The following is a 22,570-nucleotide window of genomic DNA, read 5'->3' on the forward strand; positions in this document are numbered from 1 at the left end:
AAAAGGCAGCCATCAGGCTGCCTTTTTGCTTTTCATCGTCAATATGTTTTAGCTTAAGCTCGCTTGGTGCTGCTTGATCAACTGGTCCATGGAAGCTTGCGCTTTATCTTGCACCGTTTGATATTCATCCGACTCGGGAAACTCTTCGACCACCTCGTAGTAGCATTTCAACTTCGGCTCAGTGCCTGAAGGGCGAACAATGACCCTTGCTCCACCTTCAAGATGGTAGATAAGAACATCACTGGCGGGCAAGTTTAATGCTTCTGTTCGGCCACCCGTAACAAACTTGAGTGAGGCTTTTAGATCTTCTGTGACCAGTACTTTTAGCCCTGCTATTTCTTCTGGCGGTGAGGCTCGCAGTTTGTCACCGATAGGCGGCGAGTCTGGGTTCAAAGCAATACTTCTTTGCGCGTTTACATATAAACCATGTTGTCTGTAGATAGACTCTAGCTGCTGCCACAGTGTTTTACCTTGGTTATAGATCTCTGCTGAAAGCTGAGCGAAGACGACCAATGCAGATAAGCCATCTTTATCCCATACCTGGCTGCCGATGGTATAACCTAACGCTTCTTCATAAGCGAACAAGAAAGGGCTTTCATCACTTTGATTAAGCATTGCGACATTCGTTAGCCATTTAAACCCAGTGAGGGTTTGGTAATAGCGTGCGCCATGAGAGGTCGCGATCTTTTCCAGCAAACTAGACGACACAATGGTGTTGCCAACCAGCGGACGTTCTGCGCTGGATTTATCCAGCAGGTATTGGCCGAATAGGGCACCTACTTGATCTCCGGTGAGCATTTGGTATTCGCCGTTATCTTTACGGGCTGCGACAGCAAAGCGGTCAGCATCGGGATCATTGGCACACGCGATTTGCGCGCCAACGGAATCTGCCAAATTGATGACCATATCCATGGCCCCAGCTTCTTCTGGATTCGGGAAGTTTACGGTTGGAAAGTTGCCGTCTGGTTGACGCTGCTCATCCACACTGAAGAAAGTCTTATAGCCCGCGTCAGCGAGAAGGGTTTCAGCCATATCTGCACCTACGCCATGCATTGCTGTATAAGCGATGATCATTTTGCTTGGGTCTGCATCACTTTGTAGGAGCGAGTTTTGGTTATTTGCTTGGCGATATGCTTGGTAGTAGCCGTCTGTTAGCCATTCCAACAAGCCATTTGCTTCGGCGCTTTCTATTGGCATCAGCGGTAGCGGCCTAGTTGCGGCTAACTCTATTTCAGCGGCAATACCGGAATCATGAGGAGGAATAATTTGAGCGCCATTTTCCCAGTACACTTTAAACCCATTGTACTCCGGAGGGTTATGGCTGGCGGTAACAACAACGGCAGCTGCTGCATTGCAGTGCTTAACCCCAAAAGCAACAATCGGTGTTGCTGCAACGGCATGAGTTAAGTACACCTTGATTCCGAGTGCAGTTAGCACTGATGCGGTGTCATGGGCAAACTGCTTAGAATCGAGCCTGCCATCATATCCAATTACGACGCCTCTCTTGGTGGCATTGTCGACCTTTTTCACTAGGTAGTGGCCAAGGCCTGTTGCTGTTTCTTGAATCACCAATCGATTCATTCGATTTGGACCGCTGCCAACCATGCCTCTTAAACCAGCCGTACCAAACTCAAGTCGTGATTTAAACCGATCTGCAAGCTCATCGACCATCTTTTCATCAATAAGGTATTGGAGTTCTTCACGTGTTCTAGGGTCGGGATCTCGCTCCAACCATGTTGTTACTTGTTCAATCATATCGATAACCTTTGTCCGTATATTGATCTGATACTAACTGATATTGATTATCATTTGCGAGAGCGCAATCGTTAAATTTACCCTTACTCCTGACTTTGTTATTGAGTTAATTATCAGAAATAGAGTGGCTTACATAAATAGTAGGACTTTCTTGCGCTATTGACATTCGTTAACTAACGTTAATTAACATAAATATAACAAATTGTGTCGAATTCGCTGTTTTTACGGAGTTTTTCCGTGACGTTACGCTGTTGGAAGCTCGGCGTACGCTTATACCCGCATGGTTCTTATCCAGTGGGGTATGCGCACCATGGTAGGTGCATGTGGGCAGAGGAGAGATCTTTTGAAAAGATTACAGGCGAGTCTTTGGCTGTTGACCGATTTGATGTTTGTTGGCTTTGCTGCGCCAGCGATTTCGGCAGAACAACCCTTGAATATGACTCAAGGTGTCACCGAGATAAGTGGTCAGGTATACGACCTGCATATGCTGATCTTTTATATTTGTTGTGCAATCGCTGTCGTGGTGTTCGGGGTGATGTTTTACTCCATTATTAATCACCGCAAATCTAAGGGTGCCGTTGCAGCCCACTTCCATGAAAGCACCAAAGTCGAAATTATTTGGACTGTTATCCCTATCTTAATCTTGATCGCAATGGCCATTCCGGCGACCAAAACTCTTATCGCTATGGAAGATACTTCCCAATCCGATCTCACGATAAAAATTACCGGCTCCCAGTGGAAGTGGCATTACAGCTACTTTGGCGAAGATGTCGAGTTTTTTAGTTTGCTAGCGACGAGTTCAAAGCAAATAGAAGGTATCGAAGCAAAGGGGGCCCATTATTTGTTAGAAGTCGATAATCCCCTTGTTGTTCCTATTAATCGAAAAATCCGATTTTTGATGACTTCTGATGACGTTATTCACTCTTGGTGGGTGCCTGATTTTGCTGTGAAGAAAGACACCATTCCTGGGTTTATCAATGAAGCATGGACAAAGATCGATATACCGGGTGTTTACCGTGGGCAATGTGCTGAATTATGTGGACGCGCGCATGGCTTTATGCCGATTGTGGTCCATGCAATGGAAGAAGACGAATACGACCAGTGGCTGGCTGATAAGAAGCTAGAGCTCGCAGAGGCGAAGAAACAAGCAGAGCAAGCGCTCACCAGTTCACTTTCAATGGAAGAGCTTATGGCGATTGGCGATAAAGTGTATGTCGACCGATGCGCTGTCTGTCATCAAGCTTCTGGTGAAGGTATTCCCGGCGCATTCCCTGCCATTAAAGGCAGCCAGATTGCCACAGGCGACGTCGATGCTCACATTGATATTGTGGTCAATGGCCGTTCGGGTACGGCTATGCAGGCGTTTGCCAATCAACTTACCGACCAAGAAATCGCGGCTGTTATTACGTACCAACGTAACGCTTGGGGTAATGACACTGGAGATGTGATTCAAGCGTCGGATATCAATCAGTTTAAGCAAGCAAGTGAAGAGTCTAAGGAGGGACAATGAAAACGTCCACGGATAGAAATGTAAAGTCTGCACCTGCAACGGAAGCTGAAGTTGGCGGCAGCGTTCACGACTCTCACGATGATCACCACGCTCCAAGCGGCATTGCACGCTGGATATATTCAACTAACCACAAAGACATAGGGACACTTTATCTCTGGTTTAGCTTCATTATGTTCCTAACTGGCGGCGCAATGGCAATGATCATACGTGCCGAACTGTTCCAGCCCGGTTTACAGTTGGTAGAGCCAGATTTCTTTAACCAGATGACCACAGTACATGGGCTTATCATGGTGTTTGGGGCGGTAATGCCAGCCTTTACTGGGCTTGCAAACTGGATGATCCCAATGATGATCGGCGCGCCAGATATGGCACTGCCTCGAATGAACAACCTGAGCTTTTGGATTCTACCTTTTGCGTTCTTGATTTTGTTAGCATCGCTGTTTACTGAAGGCGGTGGCCCTGACTTTGGTTGGACTTTCTATGCGCCACTGTCCACGACATATGGCCCAGACAGCACCGCCTTATTCGTGTTCTCGGTTCATATCATGGGCATCAGTTCGATCATGGGGGCAATCAATGTGATTGTTACCATTTTCAATATGCGCGCTCCGGGTATGACGTGGTTCAAGATGCCTTTGTTTGTTTGGACTTGGCTCATCACCGCATTCCTGCTGATAGCTGTTATGCCCGTGCTCGCTGGTGCCGTGACCATGGTATTGACCGATAAGTACTTCGGAACCAGCTTCTTTGATGCGGCTGGTGGTGGTGATCCAGTTATGTTCCAGCATATTTTCTGGTTTTTTGGTCACCCCGAGGTCTACATCATGATCCTGCCATCATTTGGGATCATTTCGGCGATTGTGCCGGCCTTTAGCGGTAAAAAGCTGTTTGGTTATCATTCGATGGTGTACGCGACGTGCAGTATCGCGCTGTTGTCATTTTTAGTATGGGCACACCATATGTTCACTACGGGGATGCCGGTATTTGCAGAACTGTTCTTCATGTATTGCACCATGCTTATCGCTGTGCCAACTGGGGTAAAAGTATTTAACTGGGTCGCGACGATGTGGCGAGGCGCATTGACGTTTGAAACGCCAATGTTATTTGCGATTGCGTTCATCGTACTGTTTACCATTGGTGGACTATCCGGACTGATGCTGGCGATAGTGCCAGCGGATTTCCAATATCATGATACTTACTTTGTTGTCGCTCACTTCCATTATGTGTTGGTATCTGGAGCGGTCTTTTCAATTATGGCAGCGGCGTATTACTGGCTGCCGAAGTGGACAGGACATATGTACGATGAGCGGCTTGGTTTGCTCCACTTTTGGTGTTCTGTTATTTCGGTCAACGTCCTCTTCTTCCCTATGCACTTCCTAGGATTAGCGGGTATGCCTCGGCGAATTCCTGACTACGCCATCCAGTTTGCAGATGTTAACCAAATTGTGTCTATAGGTGGCTTTGCATTCGGTGTTTCTCAGCTCATTTTCTTGTGGGTGGTGATCAAGTGTATTCGTGGTGGTGAAAAAGCTCCGGCCAAACCATGGGAGCGTGCAGAAGGTTTAGAATGGACCGTACCAAGCCCCGCACCGCACCATACATTCTCAACCCCGCCGAAAGTAGACTGAACTGAGTGAGGGGGATGATATGGAGCCGCGTAATCAATCCAATGCCGAAGCCCGTGATAGTCAAAGCAGCAAACAGAATGCCAAATTGACGGCTAAGTTGTTGGTTGCGGTAGTTGCGATGTTTGGATTTGGCTTTGCCCTTGTCCCTTTGTACGACGTCATGTGTGAAGCTTTGGGTATTAACGGTAAAACCAATACGGTCTCAGCGATTCAACCACAAGGTATGGTGCCTGATACCAGTCGCACCGTAAGAGTTGAGTTTATGGCGCATATTAACCCTGATATGCCTTGGAAGTTTGTCCCTGAAACCAGAACAATGGATGTACACCCGGGGCAAGTGATTCAAACCACGTACCTCGCAACAAACCAGTCTGGAAGTTCACTTATTGGCCAGGCCGTGCCATCGGTATCACCGGGGCTGGGGGCGAATTATTTCAATAAAATTGAGTGCTTCTGCTTCAATCATCAACCATTGGAAGCAAAGGCTCAGGCAGAAATGCCACTGATCTTTTACATAGAGCCAGATATTCCGGATTCAATCCATACGCTGACTCTGTCCTATACCCTGTACAACATCACGGATGCTGTCGAACCTGAGAGTACTCAGCAAGCTGATGATGGAGCGAATACCGCGCACATAGCCCCATTTATGGGCGATGACTATCTTGAACAGCAATATCTTGAACAGCAATATCCTGAAGATGGCAGTCAATTGGCTCGCGTTAGCTCGACACAAGGAGTGACCCCATGAGTTCAAAACATCAACCTTACTATGTGCCCGCGCAGAGTAGTTGGCCAATCATTGGTGCAGTCGCACTGTTTTTAGTTGCTGTCGGTGCGGGATTAACGGTTCAAGGCACACAAACTGGAGGAGCAGCCAGCGGTTTTGGTACTGTGATTCTGATTCTGGGTTTCGTGGTGCTGCTGTACATGTTAGCGGGTTGGTTTACCAATGTGGTGACAGAGTCGATGTCTGGGCTGTATTCCAATCAGATTGCTCGTTCATTTAGACAGGGTATGAGCTGGTTTATCTTCTCTGAGGTGATGTTCTTCGGAGCCTTTTTCGGTGCTCTATTTTATGCTCGTATGTTTTCAGTGCCTTGGTTAGGTGGTGCAGACAATAATATAATGACTCACGAGGTGCTCTGGCCGACATTTGAAGCCATGTGGCCACTCACGACAACACCCAGTGGTGAAACCACTCAAGCGATGCCGTGGCAGGGCATTCCACTGACCAATACGATTATCCTGCTTTTGTCTTCCATTACGCTGCATATGGCGCATGTGAGTTTAGAGAAAAACAAGCGCATGGCGTTGATCGTTTGGTTAGAAATCACCATCGTGTTGGCCGGCTTTTTCCTTTACTACCAATTTGTAGAGTACGCTCACGCTTACCAAGATATGGGGCTGACATTACAGTCTGGGATATACGGCAACACCTTTTTCATGCTGACGGGGTTCCATGGCCTCCATGTATGTTTAGGGACTATCTTCCTATCCGTGCTCTTGTTCCGTGTCGCCAAAGACCACTTCACCCCTAAGGATCACTTTGCATTCCAAGCAGGTAGCTGGTACTGGCATTTTGTTGATGTGGTTTGGTTGGGGCTATTTGTGTTTGTTTACGTGCTTTAAAGAGGTCGGGCCTAGTAAGGACGGACCTAGTAAGGGCGAGCATTAGGCTCAATCCATCCACTAAGCAGAGCGACGATCAGCAGTACCACAACCACTGCGGAAAGCATGACCCGACGGCCCAAGTAATGGCTCATTGGTTTGCGGTTTTCATCTTCATCGCTGGGCTCTTTGACCATTTGAACCATGGCTCTTGCTAGGTTGAATACAATGAATAGCAGAAGTAAAACAAGTACCAATTTGAACAGTAGTGTCATCGCGACCTCGCTTGGCATTATGTTGAAAAGTAAACAGTTTTGGTTTGGTTTAATAGTAACTGTGGTCGTATTTAGCGTATTGGTCAAACTGGGCTTCTGGCAGTTGGGTAGAGGAGATGACAAGCAAACAATGGAAGTTCAGCTCGCAAACTATCAATCTAAGCCGGCAATACCTTTGGCGGAGTTCTTACGAATACAGCAAGGACGGCAAGGTAGGGCAGTCAGCCTCGATTTAGTAGGGATGAAAATATGGGCGGAACTTGAGCCTGTACCAAACGCTTATGTGTATTTAGACAACCAAACCTACCGAGCAAAGTCAAATGGTCCGAGTAAAGTAGGGTATTTGGCTCTGCAGGTAATGCGCAGTCGTAGCGGTCAATACTTGTTGGTCGAACGCGGGTTCATTGCTGCGATGCGTGATAGGCGCACTTTGCCTACCATAAGTTGGCTAGATACGCCCCATAAGCTTGAGGGGCGAGTCTATACTCGCTCACACAACCCGTTGAGTTCGGATATCCAGAGTGAATTTATGCAGGGTATATATAGAATTCAAAACCTCAATATTGAGCAGTTATCTACCTTATTTGGTGTGCCTTTGGCGGCATATGTACTGCAACCTCAGCAAGATGATTGGCCCTATTCGCAGCCTTGGAAGCCAGTGCCAATGAAATCGACTAAGCACTATGGCTACGCTTTTCAATGGTTTTCGATGGCATTAGCACTGTGCATTTTGTCGAGTTGGGTGACTTATAAGTCTCTGAAAAGGATCACTCGCGATCAGCAAGGAGAGCGACAATGAATCAGAAATTGAGAGGCCGCTTGTTACTACTGGGCCTTGTATTTACTTTCGCAATGCCGGCTTTGATTGCGAAGCTTGTACTCAGCAATCACTGGTACCAAGAGGGAGTAACGAACAAAGGAACCTTGCTTGAACCTTCGGTTTCTTATCAATCTTTGGGGGTGAATAACCCGCTTGATAAGAAGTCATGGCAACTTGCGTATTTAGTCCCGGACAATTGTGATGATTTTTGTGTGCAGCAGCTGTATTTTTTGGGGCAAAGCCACCTAGCATTAGGAAAATATCAAACAAGGGTCACACCTGTCATTTTACTCTCTGAGAAAAGTGATACTACAATAATAAAAGACTATGAATTTCAGGTGATTACCATTAATGAAAGTTTTAATGAGCAAGTAAAAGCGTCTGACTATGTCATCGTTGATCCGCTTGGTCAGCTTGTGATGCGGTACCCTAAAGTTGATGCCGAGCAGGCGTTGGTGCCACAAAGCAAAGGGTTGCTGGCTGACTTAAGGAAACTGCTAAAGCTATCTCGTGTTGGGTGATAGCGCTCGACACGAGTAGATTGACGATGTAGTGGATAGCTCGATCTTCCGGACTCATTTAGCCAAAGTGAACGTATAGCAAGGAGAGCATATGAATTTGGTGATGTTGGTTAGGTTCAGTCTCATTCTCACGTTTGTCGTCATCATTCTTGGTGCGTACACGAGGCTTGCAGATGCTGGTTTAGGCTGCCCTGACTGGCCTGGGTGTTATGGTCAATTGACTGTGCCAACGGATGCGAAAGAGTTGCTACAAGCCAATCAACGTTACCCAGATCTTACTGTAGAGCCTGACAAAGCATGGCTTGAAATGATTCACCGCTATTTTGCAGGCACACTTGGCTTGGCAATTTTCGCTATTCTAGCCGTGTGTGTAATGAACCGGGCTCAGCGCCCTCAAACTCCTCTCTATCTCCCCTTAGCTTTGTGCGCGATTGTGGTATTTCAAGCATTACTTGGTATGTGGACCGTCACTTTGAAACTGATGCCAATAGTCGTAATGGGGCACTTACTGGGGGGCTTTACACTTTTGTGTGGCTTAGCTCTACTCTATTGGTGCCTGATTAAAGATGAGATGCCAATCGATCATTTAGCCATTCCTCCCATGCTTCGACCGCTTGCTGTTGTCACCCTAATGGTTGTGATTGCTCAAATAGCGCTGGGGGGATGGACGTCATCGAATTATGCAGCCCTTATGTGTACAGCTTTACCTATTTGTGAAGGTAACTGGATGACTTATCTCGATTTCGGTACCGCATTTAAGCTGATTCAGCCTGGGCATGACTCCTATGAGTTTGGGGTCTTGGATTACGGTGCTCGAATGACGATTCATGTCAGCCATCGAATAGGTGCGATGGTCACGACCATGGTGGCTCTGATATTGGTGCGCCAATGTTTCGCTCAACCCATACCTGAGCTCAATCGTATGGGGTGGCGGATTTTGGTGGTATTAACGTTGCAAATATTACTCGGCATTAGCAATGTGGCGTTTAGCTTACCGTTAGCGGTTGCAGTCGCACATAACCTGGTCGCGGCATTGCTGCTACTTTCGGTGTTGCACGTTAATTTCTTGCTTTGGCACCCCAATGAAGCGATCGAATTGAACAAGGAGAGAATCTCATGAGTAAATCAGCGACACTTCCTCAAGCGATGAATCGTGAGCAGACCCGTTCAAAAATCGTGACTGACGCACCATGGCGAACTTATCTCACACTAACCAAACCTAAAGTGGTCGCATTGATGCTACTCACAGCACTTGTTGGTATGTGTTTGGCTGTCCCGGGCGCATTGCCTGTGCAAGAAACGATATTAGGGCTGTCTGGGATAGGCTTAATGGCAGGCTCAGCGGCGGCGTTTAATCATTTAATCGACCGACGAATAGACGCAATTATGGCAAGAACTCACAAGCGTCCGTTGCCGTCTGGGGATATTAAAGCGTCTAGAGTATTTATATTTGCGGTGTCTATTGGGGTTGTGGGCTTTGGCATATTAATGGTGGGAGTGAATGCACTCACTGCATGGCTGACTTTCGCTAGTTTACTCGGTTACGCTGTGGTGTATACCCTTTACCTCAAACGCGCCACACCACAGAATATTGTTATTGCTGGTATTGCAGGAGCAATGCCTCCACTACTCGGTTGGACCGCGGTCACTGGGGAGCTACATGCCCACGCTTGGCTGCTGGTTATGATCATTTTTATTTGGACACCGCCGCATTTCTGGGCGCTGGCTATCCATCGTAGGGAAGATTACGCCAAAGCGGATATTCCAATGCTACCTGTGACTCACGGCGTCGAATACACCAAAACATCCATACTGCTTTATACCGTCTTGCTTGCATTGATTGTGCTGTTTCCTGTTTTAGTCGGTATGAGCGGCGGCTTGTATTTAGCTATTTCTAGTGTATTGAGTGCTGGTTTCATCTATTCAGCGTGGGAGCTCAAATACCATGCACATGATAAGTCTGCGATTGGTACGTTCAAATTCTCCATCTATCACTTAATGCTGTTGTTTATTGCGTTACTGCTGGATCACTACTTGATGTAGTGTTGGATGTGCACTATTGGTTTAGTTTGGTACTTATTGCTTAAGAACAATGCGAGTGAGACCACTAAACTTCAGTCTTTTCTGAGTGCTGTTGATGTTAATGTCAGTAACTTTGACTGGCGTGCAGTAACAGCTGTGTACAACGGAATATGTGCAATCGAAGGAGGAAGCACTTGCGATTATCAGGTTTGAAATATCTGTATTTCTTGGTGCTTTGGCTGCCATTTTATGTGTTTGCCGAGTCAAATAAAGACAGATATTCAGTTGTCGCAATAGATTACCCGCCTTTTACTTCGCCAGACCTAGAAGATGGAGGCATTGCTTTTCGCCTGCTGAAGGAAAAATTGTCTCATGTAGACTCCAGCATGCTTATTCCCATTTTCCTGCCACCTAAACGTGCTCTACAAACCCTTGAAAATCCGGGGTGGTGTATGAGCTTCTACCCACCACCTAAATCACAACGTTCGCAGTTCGTAAGTTTGTCTAGCCAAGTGGTTCAACTGGGGTTATTCAGGATCAAGCAAACTGGTGCGTTTTATTGGCAATCTTTGTCTGAATTGTCTGGTCAATCTGTCGCGTTAATACGAACCGACCTTGAAGGCCCATTTGCGAAACAGTTTATTCAAGCTGGCATGGAGGTAATGCTGGTGGACAACTTAGAGGTTGGTTTAGAGCTTCTTTTAAAACAGCGGGTCGATTATACCTTCGGGGATAAGCAGTTTCTCGATGAAATGAGCAAACACACACCTTCGAAAGAACTCAGTAGGGTAGAATTTTCTTCTAGTTACTTACTCGAAACCCAAATTGGCGTGTATGTGGAGTCTCGCTGCGCCAGCCTGTTTGATACTTTTTCTCAATAGTTTCTCTCTCCTTAAGGTTGCTTCACCTCAAATAGGACTTTGTTGTTCGAGATGGCAAGAAAGTGCTATTGAATGCCACACACTCAGCTCTGTGCTGCACTAAACTTTTGTATGAGCCTAAAGCTTTCAGCGCGCGTTACTCAAGGAGGTGTGAGGTGCAACGAAGAGCAAAAAAACAAACTGGATTAGTGACCGTAGTAGCAACTATGGCCATGCTACTTCTGCTTGCAATGACGGGCTTTGCATTAGATACAGGCAACGCTTTTTCTCAATATCGAGACGCTCAAACGGCCGCTGATTCCGCAGCGTTAGCTGGAGCATTCGAGAAGTTTTATGGCAATGACAGCGATATTAATTCCTCCGCCTCAACAGCGGCATCAACTCATGGTTTTGTGAATGGTGTCGATGGTGTAACTGTTACCATTAATAACCCTCCTACATCTGGACTATACAGTGGCGATGATTTTTCAGTGGAAGTGATCATTACCCATGAGGTCGGGACGTCGTTTTTATCTGTGATTGGTTTCGATGAGCTTGAATACAGCGTGCGTGCCACGGCGAACAGCAATACCGCAAATTCGCTGAATTGCGTATATGTCCTTGCCCCTAACAAAGAGAAAGCCTTAGAGGTAAGTAGTAGCTCAGAGCTCATTACTAACTGCGGAGTCTTTGTGAACTCGAGCGACAGCAAAGGTTTATCCGTAACCAGTGGTGCTGATATCGAAGGGACAACAATTACGGTAGTGGGAGGCTCAGAGGGTAGCAGCAGCAACTATGAATGTACTGGCTCTAGTGAATGCCCTATAGAGGGGCAAGGCGCACCAGCATCCGAAAAACCGATTCCAGCTCCCGATCCCTTTTCTGGATTAACTCCTCCTTCCGTCACTTATACGGCGGCCAGTTGTGCCCCAGAGGAAAGCTGCAATGCATCTGGCTGTAGTGGTAAGGAAAAAGATTCGGGAGGGCCGTACGAACCTTATACGGTTGAAAGCAACAGAACTCTAAACCCTGGAGTGTATTGCGGGGGGCTCTTTATCAAAGATGGCACCACAACCCTTAACCCTGGGGTGTATATCTTACGAGGAGGAGGACTTGTTGTAGATGGCAGCAGCTCGACACTAAAAGGCGAAGATGTTTCTTTCTACAACACTTGTTTTTGGGAATGCGATGACTCTAATTCAGATCACAGCCCTGATAATGGCCCAGAATGGTATTGGCCTCTAGATATTAAGTCGGGCGCGACGGTGGAGCTATCCGCACCTGCATGCGATGGTGGCTCTAGTGGGAAAGAGTGTGAGAATGATCTGGATGGCGTTTTGTTTTTCTCCGACAGGCTTGCACCTGAAAGCGATGACCCTGGCTCGGATCCTGTGAATCGAATCGACAGTGATGCCGATGCGATTTTAAATGGCGCGGTTTATGCGTGGAATCAGCACTTAAAGTTCCACAGTGGATCGTCAGGCAGCAGCTCTAAATCGATATTAGTGTCAAAATTTTTAGAGGTATCGAGTGGCTCGGATGTAGAAATCGATAACTTTACGGGGAGCAGTGATAGCTCACCGTTAAAACGAGTAACCTTGGTCGAGTAGCGGACAGGATGGTGATGATATGAGAATGAAACTAGAGTCCGGCTACGCTGCGGTAGAGATGACATTAGTTGTACCAGTGTTGCTATTGTTGTTTGTTGCTACAGTCGATGCGGGTAGGGTGATGTACGCATCGATTACCAATTCCAATGCGGCGCGCGTGGCCGCTGGTTATGGCGCTCAGAGCGCTTCTCATGCAACAGACTTTACGGGAATGAATACTATCGCGTTGAACGATGCAGGAGATTTAGTCATTGATGGCAATAACGAAACGAGCGTTGGAGTCAGTTCTCGTCGTTTTTGCCGCTGCCCTGGTTCAACAACCGAGGTGAACTGCACCAGCAACTCATGCAGCAGTAGTACTCAGATATTTGTAGAGGTCACGACGACGCGAGATTTTCGTACCACAATTTCTTACCCAGGCGTTCCCGAGCAAATTCAGCTTTCTGACACAGCGGAGATACGAGTCCAATGATGACGTTGCCGAGTAAGCAAAAAGGGGTATCGATTGCCGAGTTGTCTATCGTGATGGTCGCGTTCTTTTTGGTGACCTTTGGGCTAATTGAGGGTGCTAGAGCCATCTACACCTTCAACATTGTTGCCCACGCAGCGAAACAAGGAGTGAGATACATAGTAGTCAGAGGTTCCGAAGCGGCGCAGGACGATCGTCGAAGTGCAGATGCTCCGGCATCTGATGCCGATATCAAAAGCTATGTTCAAGGGCACTCTAGTATATTATCGGACGCCGATGTTGATATAACTTGGACATTGGATGGTGATGATAACCCATTAAAAGACTCTGGTCAGAGTGTTCAGGTCACAGTGAGCACTGACTTTTTTGGTACGACTGTGTTGATTCCAAGCCTAACTATTTCCAGTACCTCACAGGGAATTATCTATTATTAGGGTCTGTTAATTTTTCATGGTTAAATTTTGTTCGGATGGGGGCGCCTAGCTCGAACCCTTCGGGCAGCCTTTGTGGTTCATTTCTACTGCGTTATCGGCTTCTCGTGTAGGCTAGCTACACATCCAAGCCTCTGCCTGCTCTTGTTTGTAAAGAAATAGAAATTTCCCACAAGTTGCTGCAAAAATCAGCTCGAAAGCTCAACAGGCCCTAAGGTATTGGCTATTTTTGTTTTCCAGCCGCCTAAACAGCATGGATAACGAGAGGCACAGCACCAAATAACACGCGCCTACCAATAACCAAATCTCAAAGATCAGCCCTGATGAGTTGGCGATCTCTGTTCCGACGAAGGTCATTTCCTGAATCGAAATTAGCGAGACGATTGAAGTATCTTTGATCAGTGAAATCGCTTGCCCAGCTATAGCTGGAGTAATTGCCGAGAGGACTTGAGGCGCGATAACGTAGCGATATTTTGACCAAGTTGACAACCCAAGCGAGTGTGATGCTTCCCATTGCCCTTTTTCAACGCCAGCAAGACCAGAACGTACGATTTCTGCGATATAGGCTGAAGAAAGTAACCCAATGCAGAGCACGCCAGACAGTAGGTTTTCCCACAAATTCGCTGAGCCAAACAGAGCTAGCTGCCACCACGCAATTTGTCCAGTGTAGCCACGTAGTAAAGATTCAAGCCCTAACAATGGAATGACTTGGTTGGAAATGAAAAAGTAGAAAATAAATACGAAAACCAGTGGGGGAATGTTGCGAACCAACTGGATGAAGATGTTTGCTGGCACTGAAAACAATGTAATCTTGCTGTGTCGAGCTAGACCAAGCAATGTCCCCAGCCCGATGGCAAGTAACATACCCCATAGGCTCAGCCTCAATGTCGCGAGAACACCTTGAAAGAAGTAAGGCAAGCTACCATCGGAACGAGAAGTGAAAACCAGATCAAAAGCATCAGCCCAACGCCAATGGTAATTCACTCCAATCGTCGAACGTTGATATAACCAGTAAGTAAAAATTGCGACGATCACAAGCAGCGTGACATCGAGCTTATTAAGTCGAAAATCACGCTTCTTTGCTAAGAGTGTTGGTTGGGCTGATGCCTTTACTTCAGACACTTAGTCTCCAATATGTTCGAGTTTGTTATTGACCAGAAGCGATCTGATCTTGCCAGTCTAGGGTAGAGAACCAATATTCATAGCGTTCTTGTAACCAACCGTCATCGGTGCGGGCTTGAATCCAGTTGTTGAAGAAGGCTTTCTTGTCTTCTTCGCCCAGTCGAACAGCAAACGCTTCATTGCCTTTTGACAGGCGATCCGTGAATGGGATAAATAGTTTATCGCTATGTTTAACCGCTTCATGTTCTGGTTTCGGGCTAGAAGCGATTACAGCATGTGCGTTGCCATTTAATACTTCTTGGAATGCCTGAGCATCGTCATCGAATTGAAGGATTTTTGCCTTAGGGAATGTTTCACGAGCAACTTGTACAGTGAATGCACCACGGCGAGCCGCTATTTTGACTCGTCTAGAGTTGAAGTCACTGAACTGTGAGAAACCCTCTGCGAGCTCTTTACTTGCCGCAACCTGTACTCCTGAGTGAGAGTAAGGTACTGAGAATAGAACGCTTTTTGAACGTTCAGGTGTCACCGACATGCCGCCGATAATCACATCGAATTTTTTAGCAAGGAGCGCAGGGATAATGCCATCCCAAGCGGTTGGTACAAACTCAACTTTCCAACCGGAGTCTTGCGCCAGTCGTTTGGCGACATCAATTTCGAAGCCGATAAGTTCCCCTCGTTTATCACGCATAGCCCACGGAACAAAGGTCGACATACCGACTCTTAGCGTGCCACGGTCGTTGATAGCATCAAGGTTTGGGGTCTCTATATCTGCTAGTGCGGAAGTACTTGGCAAGAACAACGCGAGCCCAAGTAGGGCGGTGATTGTTTTGGTAAAACTTCTGCGCGAAAAGCATTTTCCTATATTATTCATCTTATTCTCCATGTTTTTGCACTTTACTGACTGCGCCACTGAGCGCCCAGCCTGTGCTCTAGCCATGCTGACAACCCAGACAAAGCTAGGGTTAAAAGCAAATACATTGCAGCTACCGTAAACCAGATTTCAAACGGCATTGCGGTTTCTGACACGATGTTACGTCCCTCCGTCGTTAAGTCGAATATCGCCATGACACTGACAATGGAGGAGTTCTTAATCAGCGACACGACCTCGTTCGTCATTGGAGGCAAGGTTCTTTGTAGGAGCTGAGGGAATATAATGTCTTTAAAGGTGAAAAACGGCGATAGCCCTAATGTTTTTGCTGCTTCAGCTTGCCCTATTGGAATGCTTTTTAGCCCACCTCGGATAATTTCTGCGGTATACGCGCCTTGAAACAAAGACAAAGCAAGTACCGCAGTGGAAAAGCGGTCCAAGCCGATGACAGGGCCAAATATGAAGTACAGCAGGTAGATTTGAACCAGCAACGGAGTATTACGAATCAGTTCGATATAACCGTTGGCAAGTGCTCTGCCAATCAAAGAGTCCGAAAGTTTGAGTAGCGCGGTCGCCAAGCCGATGACAAGGGTGAAAAACAAGCTGATCGCGGAAATCTTGAGGGTAACTAATAGCCCTTCAACTAGCTCTGCAGGCCACCACTCTCCGTCTTCGTAAAACGCGAGATAATCGGGGACTCGTTCCCACTGCCATTGATAGCCCATTGATTGCGCACCCGAGTCCAATAGCCATACCATTGCCATTATCACTAAGGCAATTTGAGCTATCGCTGAAACTATGGGTTTAAATAACTTTATCAACATCAGTGGCTTAAAATCTGATCAAGAAATTGCTGAGTACGAGCGTGCTTAGGGTGGCTAAATATCTGCTCTGGAGTAGCCATTTCCAATATTTCACCGTGATCCATGAAAATGACGCGATCAGCTACTTTCCGAGCAAACCCCATTTCGTGAGTTACGCACATCATGGTGATGCCATCTTTTGCAAGGTCGACCATCACATCGAGTACCTCGTGAATAGTCTCTGGGTCGAGCGCAGACGTAGGTTCATCAAACAACAGTATTTCCGGTTGCATACAAAGAGAGCGAGCAATAGCGACACGTTGCTGCTGTCCACCGGAAAGCTGTACAGGATACTTACTGGCTTGTTCGACGATATTAACCCGCTCGAGAAAATGTAAGGCTCGTTCTTTTGCTTTTTGCTTGCTCAGTTTGAGCGTACGAATCGGGGCAAGGGTTAAATTGTCTAATACGGTCAAATGGGGGAATAGGTTAAAGTGCTGAAACACCATCCCCACTTTACCTGCTGGTGGCGTGCTGTAATCAGGAAGCACGGAGATTTCACCATTTGAAATCGACTCCAGCCCATTAACTGTGCGGATCAGTGTCGATTTGCCGGATCCAGATGGTCCACAAACAACGACAATCTCTCCCTTCATCACGGACAGATTGATTTGTTTTAAGGCATGGAATTTTCCATACCATTTGTCGACATTAGTAAACTCAATGACGCTCATACTGACGATTAGGTTGTTTTAGTTATGCTACTACCTTAGCAATATCAAGGTGATAATGCACTTTGAACCTAACGCTATTCGGCTAGTTTGCAGTCAATATCATCGGTTAATTTGGTTGTAAACTAAATTTTACATGCTGGTGTAAGTGTAAAATTACAAGAAATATTGCCTTTTGATTAAATTAATGATTGAACTTCTCGTTTTTAGTAGATAAGTTACAGGGAAGAGAGATTAGAAGCCTTGAACAAATATGCATCAATGTTGATGGCAACACGTTCAAAGCGAGATAAATAGGAAGAAGTAAGCAATGTTTCAAACAGATGATGTACGAATTAACAAAGTAAAAGAATTATTACCACCAGTAGCAGTTTTAGAGAAGTTTCCTGCTACTGAAGTTGCTTCTTCTACAACGTTTCAATCGCGTGAAGCGATTCACAATATTTTAGAAGACAAGGACGACCGTCTATTGGTTATCGTTGGTCCTTGTTCAATTCATGATCCAGAAGCTGCGTTAGAATACGGTAAACGCTTAAAAGTACTTCGTGATGAACTGGGTGACCGCCTAGAAGTGGTAATGCGCGTTTACTTTGAAAAGCCACGTACAACGGTTGGTTGGAAAGGTCTAATTAACGACCCTTATATGAACGATACGTTCAAACTCAATGATGGCCTTCGCATGGGTCGTAAGTTGCTACTTGATCTGACTGATATGGGTATGCCAACTGCAAGTGAATTCCTAGATATGATCACGCCACAATACGTGGGTGACCTTATTAGTTGGGGTGCTATCGGTGCTCGTACTACTGAATCTCAGGTACACCGTGAATTAGCGTCTGGTCTATCTTGTCCAGTGGGCTTCAAAAACGGTACGGATGGCAACATCAAAATTGCGTCAGACGCTATTCGCTCTGCGAGTGCATCTCACCACTTCTTATCAGTAACTAAGTACGGTCATTCAGCGATTATCGAAACAGCAGGTAACCCAGACTGTCACATCATTCTTCGTGGTGGTAAAGAGCCTAACTACAGCGCTGACCATGTGGCTTCTATTAAAGAAGAGCTGAAAGCATCGGGCTTGCCGGAAAAAGTGATGATCGACTTCAGCCACGCAAACAGCTCTAAGCAGTTCCAACGTCAGATGCTTGTAGCTGAAGACGTAGCCGGTCAGATGGCAAATGGTGAGAAATCTATCTTCGGCGTTATGATTGAATCGCACCTAGTTGAAGGTCGCCAAGATCTTGTTGATGGCAAAGCGGCAACTTACGGACAATCAATCACTGATGCTTGTATTGGTTGGGAAGATACTGAAAAAGTGCTTCGCCAATTAGCTGATGCCGTAGAGGCACGTCGTAAGGCATAGTCTTACAAATGAGAATAGTGAAAGGCTCCTAATATAGGGGCCTTTTTTTATGGTTTTTATTAGTTCACTCGCATTTGTATTTGTAATGGAATTACTTTTCGTTGAACGCATTTATAGAATCAATTAATTTTCGCTTGGGTCTATTAAATGATTGAAATCAAGGAAGTTATGAAGAAGCTACTTTTGTTATGCGCCCTCATACTAAGTGGGTGTGCTACAGGCTATCAAAGTGCTGAACACCCAATATTTGGTATGACAGGTGGGTTTGTTGAGCAAGAGGGGCCTGGTGAACTCATCGAGGTCGTTTTTGGGGGAAACGGGTTTATAGAGCCTGAAAAGGTGAACCTGTATCTGAAATACAGATGCGCTGAATTGGTTAAAGAACGAGGTGGGAACTACTTTGTTGCCTATCGCAGTATTGCTCATGCAATTGCGGATCAACCGATAGTTGCTATTCGAACCACCCAAGTTGCAGATAAGCCGCTTTCCAAAGTTTATATATTGATGGAGGAAGAGAAGCGCCCTAGATCATTTTCAGCACAGGAAATCATCGAGAAGCATACAGATGAGGTAAAAGGCTCATGAAACATAAGAATCTAGCGGTTATGGTGAGCGGCTTATTACTCGTAGGGTGTTCTACATTGCCGAGTTACGTTCCCGAAGAAGGTGATGAAACCACAATGGTCAACATTAAAGAGGTACCAAGGGCGTGGCTCTGTATCGATGATAAAAAATTCCAGCTAAAGGCCGATGAAAACAACAATGCACTAATACCGGTCGGAGAAAGATTGACGATCGGAAACTCATATTATAGTGACAATGGAGTTGTGACGTATCGTTGTAACCCAGCGATTAGTTTTGTGCCAAAAGCAGGTGAAAACTACTTCGCAAACTGGGAGATAGAATCAAACCGATGTCGTGTCGAAGTATATAAATTTGCTGATATCAATCGAGTTGGATTGGACTTTGAAAAAACCACTGGAAGAAGCATTTGCTCTGCTAAGTAATGAAATGGCCCTATTTAGGGCCATTTTTTTAGCCTCTTCAAAACATAGGTATTGATTGGAAAATGACTGTGCATTGTTTTATATGGCAATGTCTAAAGGATGTGAAATATAAATGCCGCGATCACAAATATAGCTATAATGTATGTATTAATGATTGGGATATTGATAGAAAAGACACTCTATTCACCTAATTGGTTTTCAGAAGAGGAACATAAAATGGACATGTACCTTAAATGGCAATCAACTGCATGGCTTACACAGCAAGCCTGGTATAACCTCGATCACCAGCTCTCATTCCACCTATCCTCAGAATAACCATCGCTGCATCTGATGGCGTAGCAACCCTAGTGCTCTTAACTGCAATGAGTGTTGATTTTCTAATTATAGTTTTGCTTAGTTCTTAGCATATATAACGGGCTTAACTGCTACCGCCTTTTTACTAATACGAATTTAGTTTTACTCGCTGTTTATTTGTGAGGGGATTTTTACAACCTAAATAAACGGTGATTGGCAGCATTATTTTAGGCGCTTTAGGCAAATACTCTTTGACATCGTTCTGAGAGAAACTCTTTAAGCGTGACAAGGTTATTTTATGGAAAACTTTAAACATCTACCTGAGCCGTTTCGTATTCGCGTTGTTGAGCCAGTGAAACGCACGACAAGAGAGTATCGTGAGCGTGCTATTTTGGACGCAGGCATGAACCCATTTTTATTGGACAGTGAAGACGTCTTTATCGACTTGCTGACCGACAGTGGTACGGGGTCAATTACCCAAGATATGCAAGCGGCAATGCTTCGAGGAGATGAAGCGTATAGCGGTAGTCGCAGTTACCATGCGTTAAAAAATGCAGTTGAAGATATTTTTGGCTATTCGCTTACTATTCCGACTCACCAAGGCCGTGGTGCAGAACAAATCTATATTCCTGTCTTGATTAAAAAACGAGAATTGGAGAAGGGTTTAGACCGATCGAAGATGGTTGCGCTATCCAATTACTTTTTCGACACTACTCAAGGCCATACTCAGGTCAACTGCTGCGTGGCGAAAAATGTATATACCGAAGAAGCGTTTGATACTGCAGTTAACGCCGACTTTAAAGGCAACTTCGATCTTGTGAAATTAGAGCAAGCTATACTCGATGCAGGCGCAGAGAACGTGCCGTATATCGTTAGCACCATCACCTGTAACTCCGCAGGGGGGCAACCTGTTTCGATTGCAAATCTTAAAGCGGTGTATCAGATCGCACAAAAATACGATATTCCAGTCATCATGGATTCTGCTCGATACGCAGAGAACGCTTATTTCATTCAGCAACGTGAGCCGGGATACCAAGATTGGAGCATCGAGCAGATCACGAAGGAATCCTACAAATACGCCGATGGTTTAGCGATGTCGGCTAAAAAGGACGCTATGGTTCAAATGGGTGGCTTATTGTGCTTCAAAGATGACGCGTTTATGGATGTCTACACTGAATGTCGGACCTTGTGTGTAGTCCAGGAAGGGTTCCCAACCTATGGTGGCTTGGAAGGCGGTGCAATGGAGCGCCTTGCTGTAGGACTGTACGATGGGATGAGGCAAGATTGGTTAGCCTATCGTATAGGTCAGGTACAGTACTTAGTGGATGGCCTTGAAGCAATAGGTGTCGTTTGTCAGCAAGCTGGTGGCCATGCTGCGTTTGTCGATGCAGGTAAGATGCTTCCCCATATTCCGGCCGAGCAATTTCCAGCACACGCTCTCGCATGCGAACTGTACAAAGTGGCGGGTATTCGGGCAGTGGAAATAGGCTCATTGCTATTAGGCCGTGATCCTGCGACGGGTGAGCAACATGAATGTCCGGCAGAGTTATTGCGCCTAACCATACCACGAGCCACTTACACCCAAACTCATATGGATTTCATCATTGAAGCGTTTGAGAAAGTGAAAGCGAATGCAGCTAATGTGAAAGGATTAGAGTTTACTTATGAGCCGCCTGTTTTACGCCATTTTACAGCGCAACTTAAAGAGGTTGAGGTTAGCGAGGTAAAACAGACATCTCCAAAGAAGCAACTCGCTGAAGTCTAGGCTTTTCAGCTAAACATCAAGCGCGGCCAAGGTCGCGCTTTTTATTGCGAGTGATTTCTCCAATTTTTGTAAGTGAGTAGTTTGATAGAACTCTAATACATTAGCCAAAAGGCAAGTTTCAACACTCCTAATATTTTCTCCTCTGTCAGTCATATAGATTGGCGGTAGATGAATATAGGAGTGGGTAGATAATGAAAAGGAATTGGATGGCTAGCCAGAGAGCGCAGCTTGCCTCAGTAGTGAAACGAAGCGTTGTTTTGATGATCCTGTTTCTTACTGGTTGTGTCAATCAGGCGGTGCTGGATGCTCAGCCGTTGCTAGTTGAGCAAAACACTAACCAACTACAGCCGCAGAAGCCGGAAGTGGCGGAGGTATATTATGTTGGCTTTGCAGCGGATTCGAGCTTGAAGGTATTCAGCAACGAAGTGAATCTTGCTAAAAGTTTGCTCGAGCAGCAGTTTGGACTTCAAGGTCGAGGTGCAGTACTTCTCAACAACAGCAATACGTCGGAAACGATTCCGATGGCGACTCCTGAGAACCTAAACAAGACACTATCAAATGTAGCGAACATTATGGATATCGATAACGATGTCCTATTTTTGTTTTTGAGCGGCCATGGTACTTTCGAAGGCAATCAATATGGGCTCTATACCTATTACGGTGCCAATCATAAAGGGTTAATTACACCGGAAGAATTAAAGCGGGAGCTCGATACCGCAGGGTTCAAATGGCGCGTTGTAGTGGTTTCTGCTTGCTTCTCTGGTCGGTTTGCCAATGAGTTGAAAGGGCCGAATACGATGGTGATTACCGCAAGCGATCCCCATCAGCCGTCCTTTGGGTGCAGCTCTGCTGATCAATACACTTACTTTGGTGAAGCCTTCTTCAAGAATGGCCTGTCGAATAATTCTTCTTTAACAGAGGCATTTAACGATGCAATAGAAGAGATCGCAAAGAAAGAACGTGACAAAGGTTTCGAACATTCAAATCCAATGTTGGTGGCCGAGTCTCCAATCCGAAACAAACTCGCTTCTGTGAACTTAGAATAATATGAAAGAAATAAGGGTGTAGTTTAACGTGACACCCTTATTTTAGCTTCCCCGTT

General features: G+C 45.9%; 23 protein-coding genes. 17 read left to right on the forward strand and 6 right to left on the reverse strand.

Features of this window, described 5'->3' with window-relative positions:
• Positions 1 to 48 precede the first annotated feature (48 nt).
• On the reverse strand, positions 49 to 1,755 hold the full coding sequence (locus tag ACXABW_RS22970) for a phospho-sugar mutase (protein WP_457525754.1): 1,707 nt from the start codon (positions 1,753 to 1,755) through the stop codon (positions 49 to 51).
• Positions 1,756 to 2,098: 343 nt separating this feature from the next.
• Between ACXABW_RS22970 and coxB the strand changes: the two genes are divergently transcribed.
• Genes coxB through ACXABW_RS22990 form a run of 4 tightly spaced genes read left to right on the forward strand, consistent with a single transcriptional unit; the run spans position 2,099 to position 6,525 of the window.
• Positions 2,099 to 3,265 (forward strand): cytochrome c oxidase subunit II, encoded by a 1,167-nt coding sequence (gene coxB, locus ACXABW_RS22975; protein ID WP_457525756.1) that lies wholly within the window; start codon positions 2,099 to 2,101, stop codon positions 3,263 to 3,265.
• Complete coding sequence (gene ctaD, locus ACXABW_RS22980; RefSeq protein ID WP_252033430.1) at positions 3,262 to 4,893, forward strand: cytochrome c oxidase subunit I; 1,632 nt, start codon at positions 3,262 to 3,264, stop codon at positions 4,891 to 4,893. Before coxB ends, ctaD begins: the two co-directional genes overlap by 4 nt.
• Positions 4,894 to 4,912: 19 nt before the next feature.
• Positions 4,913 to 5,644 carry a cytochrome c oxidase assembly protein gene (locus ACXABW_RS22985; protein ID WP_457525758.1) on the forward strand — a complete coding sequence of 244 codons (732 nt, stop codon included), beginning with the start codon at positions 4,913 to 4,915 and terminating at the stop codon, positions 5,642 to 5,644.
• On the forward strand, positions 5,641 to 6,525 hold the full coding sequence (locus ACXABW_RS22990) for a cytochrome c oxidase subunit 3 (protein ID WP_457525760.1): 885 nt from the start codon (positions 5,641 to 5,643) through the stop codon (positions 6,523 to 6,525). The genes ACXABW_RS22985 and ACXABW_RS22990 overlap by 4 nt, the downstream gene beginning before the upstream one ends.
• Positions 6,526 to 6,551: 26 nt before the next feature.
• Here the strand turns inward: ACXABW_RS22990 and ACXABW_RS22995 are convergent, their stop codons facing one another.
• Entirely contained in the window at positions 6,552 to 6,779 is a 228-nt protein-coding gene (locus ACXABW_RS22995; RefSeq protein ID WP_252033435.1) for a DUF2909 family protein, read from the reverse strand.
• Between the two features lie 19 nt (positions 6,780 to 6,798).
• Here ACXABW_RS22995 and ACXABW_RS23000 point away from each other — a divergent pair, with 19 nt between their 5' ends.
• The 8 genes from ACXABW_RS23000 to ACXABW_RS23035 all read left to right on the forward strand — a co-directional run bounded on the left by ACXABW_RS23000 (position 6,799) and on the right by ACXABW_RS23035 (position 13,515).
• A complete protein-coding gene (locus tag ACXABW_RS23000) occupies positions 6,799 to 7,578 on the forward strand; it encodes an SURF1 family protein (protein ID WP_457525762.1) in 780 nt (259 codons plus the stop codon).
• Entirely contained in the window at positions 7,575 to 8,120 is a 546-nt protein-coding gene (locus ACXABW_RS23005; RefSeq protein WP_457525764.1) for a hypothetical protein, read from the forward strand. The genes ACXABW_RS23000 and ACXABW_RS23005 overlap by 4 nt, the downstream gene beginning before the upstream one ends.
• A gap of 91 nt (positions 8,121 to 8,211) precedes the next feature.
• Positions 8,212 to 9,240 (forward strand): COX15/CtaA family protein, encoded by a 1,029-nt coding sequence (locus tag ACXABW_RS23010; RefSeq protein ID WP_252033441.1) that lies wholly within the window; start codon positions 8,212 to 8,214, stop codon positions 9,238 to 9,240.
• Positions 9,241 to 9,266: 26 nt separating this feature from the next.
• Positions 9,267 to 10,163, forward strand: coding sequence for a heme o synthase (cyoE, locus tag ACXABW_RS23015; protein WP_457527188.1), 897 nt, complete (start codon positions 9,267 to 9,269; stop codon positions 10,161 to 10,163).
• Between the two features lie 173 nt (positions 10,164 to 10,336).
• A complete protein-coding gene (locus tag ACXABW_RS23020) occupies positions 10,337 to 11,023 on the forward strand; it encodes a hypothetical protein (RefSeq protein ID WP_457525766.1) in 687 nt (228 codons plus the stop codon).
• Positions 11,024 to 11,178: 155 nt separating this feature from the next.
• On the forward strand, positions 11,179 to 12,612 hold the full coding sequence (locus ACXABW_RS23025) for a pilus assembly protein TadG-related protein (RefSeq protein ID WP_457525768.1): 1,434 nt from the start codon (positions 11,179 to 11,181) through the stop codon (positions 12,610 to 12,612).
• Positions 12,613 to 12,631: 19 nt separating this feature from the next.
• Complete coding sequence (locus tag ACXABW_RS23030; protein WP_457525770.1) at positions 12,632 to 13,084, forward strand: TadE/TadG family type IV pilus assembly protein; 453 nt, start codon at positions 12,632 to 12,634, stop codon at positions 13,082 to 13,084.
• Positions 13,081 to 13,515 carry a TadE/TadG family type IV pilus assembly protein gene (locus ACXABW_RS23035; RefSeq protein WP_457525772.1) on the forward strand — a complete coding sequence of 145 codons (435 nt, stop codon included), beginning with the start codon at positions 13,081 to 13,083 and terminating at the stop codon, positions 13,513 to 13,515. Before ACXABW_RS23030 ends, ACXABW_RS23035 begins: the two co-directional genes overlap by 4 nt.
• Before the next feature lie 198 nt (positions 13,516 to 13,713).
• On the opposite strand, the gene ACXABW_RS23040 is transcribed toward ACXABW_RS23035, so the two are convergent.
• The 4 genes from ACXABW_RS23040 to ACXABW_RS23055 are packed head-to-tail and all read right to left on the reverse strand — an operon-like array spanning position 13,714 to position 17,042.
• Positions 13,714 to 14,634 carry an amino acid ABC transporter permease gene (locus tag ACXABW_RS23040; RefSeq protein WP_457525774.1) on the reverse strand — a complete coding sequence of 307 codons (921 nt, stop codon included), beginning with the start codon at positions 14,632 to 14,634 and terminating at the stop codon, positions 13,714 to 13,716.
• A gap of 25 nt (positions 14,635 to 14,659) precedes the next feature.
• Positions 14,660 to 15,508, reverse strand: coding sequence for a transporter substrate-binding domain-containing protein (locus ACXABW_RS23045; RefSeq protein WP_457525776.1), 849 nt, complete (start codon positions 15,506 to 15,508; stop codon positions 14,660 to 14,662).
• 23 nt (positions 15,509 to 15,531) lie between these two features.
• A complete protein-coding gene (locus ACXABW_RS23050; RefSeq protein WP_457525778.1) occupies positions 15,532 to 16,329 on the reverse strand; it encodes an amino acid ABC transporter permease in 798 nt (265 codons plus the stop codon).
• Positions 16,329 to 17,042, reverse strand: a complete 714-nt coding sequence (locus ACXABW_RS23055) for an amino acid ABC transporter ATP-binding protein (RefSeq protein WP_457525780.1) — start codon at positions 17,040 to 17,042, stop codon at positions 16,329 to 16,331. Before ACXABW_RS23055 ends, ACXABW_RS23050 begins: the two co-directional genes overlap by 1 nt.
• 307 nt (positions 17,043 to 17,349) lie before the next feature.
• Here ACXABW_RS23055 and aroG point away from each other — a divergent pair, with 307 nt between their 5' ends.
• The 5 genes from aroG (at position 17,350) to ACXABW_RS23080 (ending at position 22,514) form a co-directional block, all read left to right on the forward strand.
• Entirely contained in the window at positions 17,350 to 18,402 is a 1,053-nt protein-coding gene (gene aroG / locus ACXABW_RS23060; protein ID WP_252033453.1) for a 3-deoxy-7-phosphoheptulonate synthase AroG, read from the forward strand.
• A gap of 147 nt (positions 18,403 to 18,549) precedes the next feature.
• The gene (locus ACXABW_RS23065; protein WP_457525783.1) at positions 18,550 to 18,987 is read left to right on the forward strand and encodes a CC0125/CC1285 family lipoprotein; all 438 of its coding nucleotides are present in this window, start codon (positions 18,550 to 18,552) and stop codon (positions 18,985 to 18,987) included.
• Entirely contained in the window at positions 18,984 to 19,409 is a 426-nt protein-coding gene (locus ACXABW_RS23070; protein ID WP_457525785.1) for a hypothetical protein, read from the forward strand. The genes ACXABW_RS23065 and ACXABW_RS23070 overlap by 4 nt, the downstream gene beginning before the upstream one ends.
• 592 nt (positions 19,410 to 20,001) lie before the next feature.
• Positions 20,002 to 21,468 (forward strand): tryptophanase, encoded by a 1,467-nt coding sequence (tnaA, locus tag ACXABW_RS23075; protein ID WP_457525787.1) that lies wholly within the window; start codon positions 20,002 to 20,004, stop codon positions 21,466 to 21,468.
• 191 nt (positions 21,469 to 21,659) lie between these two features.
• Positions 21,660 to 22,514 carry a C13 family peptidase gene (locus tag ACXABW_RS23080; protein ID WP_457525789.1) on the forward strand — a complete coding sequence of 285 codons (855 nt, stop codon included), beginning with the start codon at positions 21,660 to 21,662 and terminating at the stop codon, positions 22,512 to 22,514.
• Positions 22,515 to 22,570: the final 56 nt, after the last annotated feature.

The organism is Vibrio paucivorans (assembly GCF_054053395.1).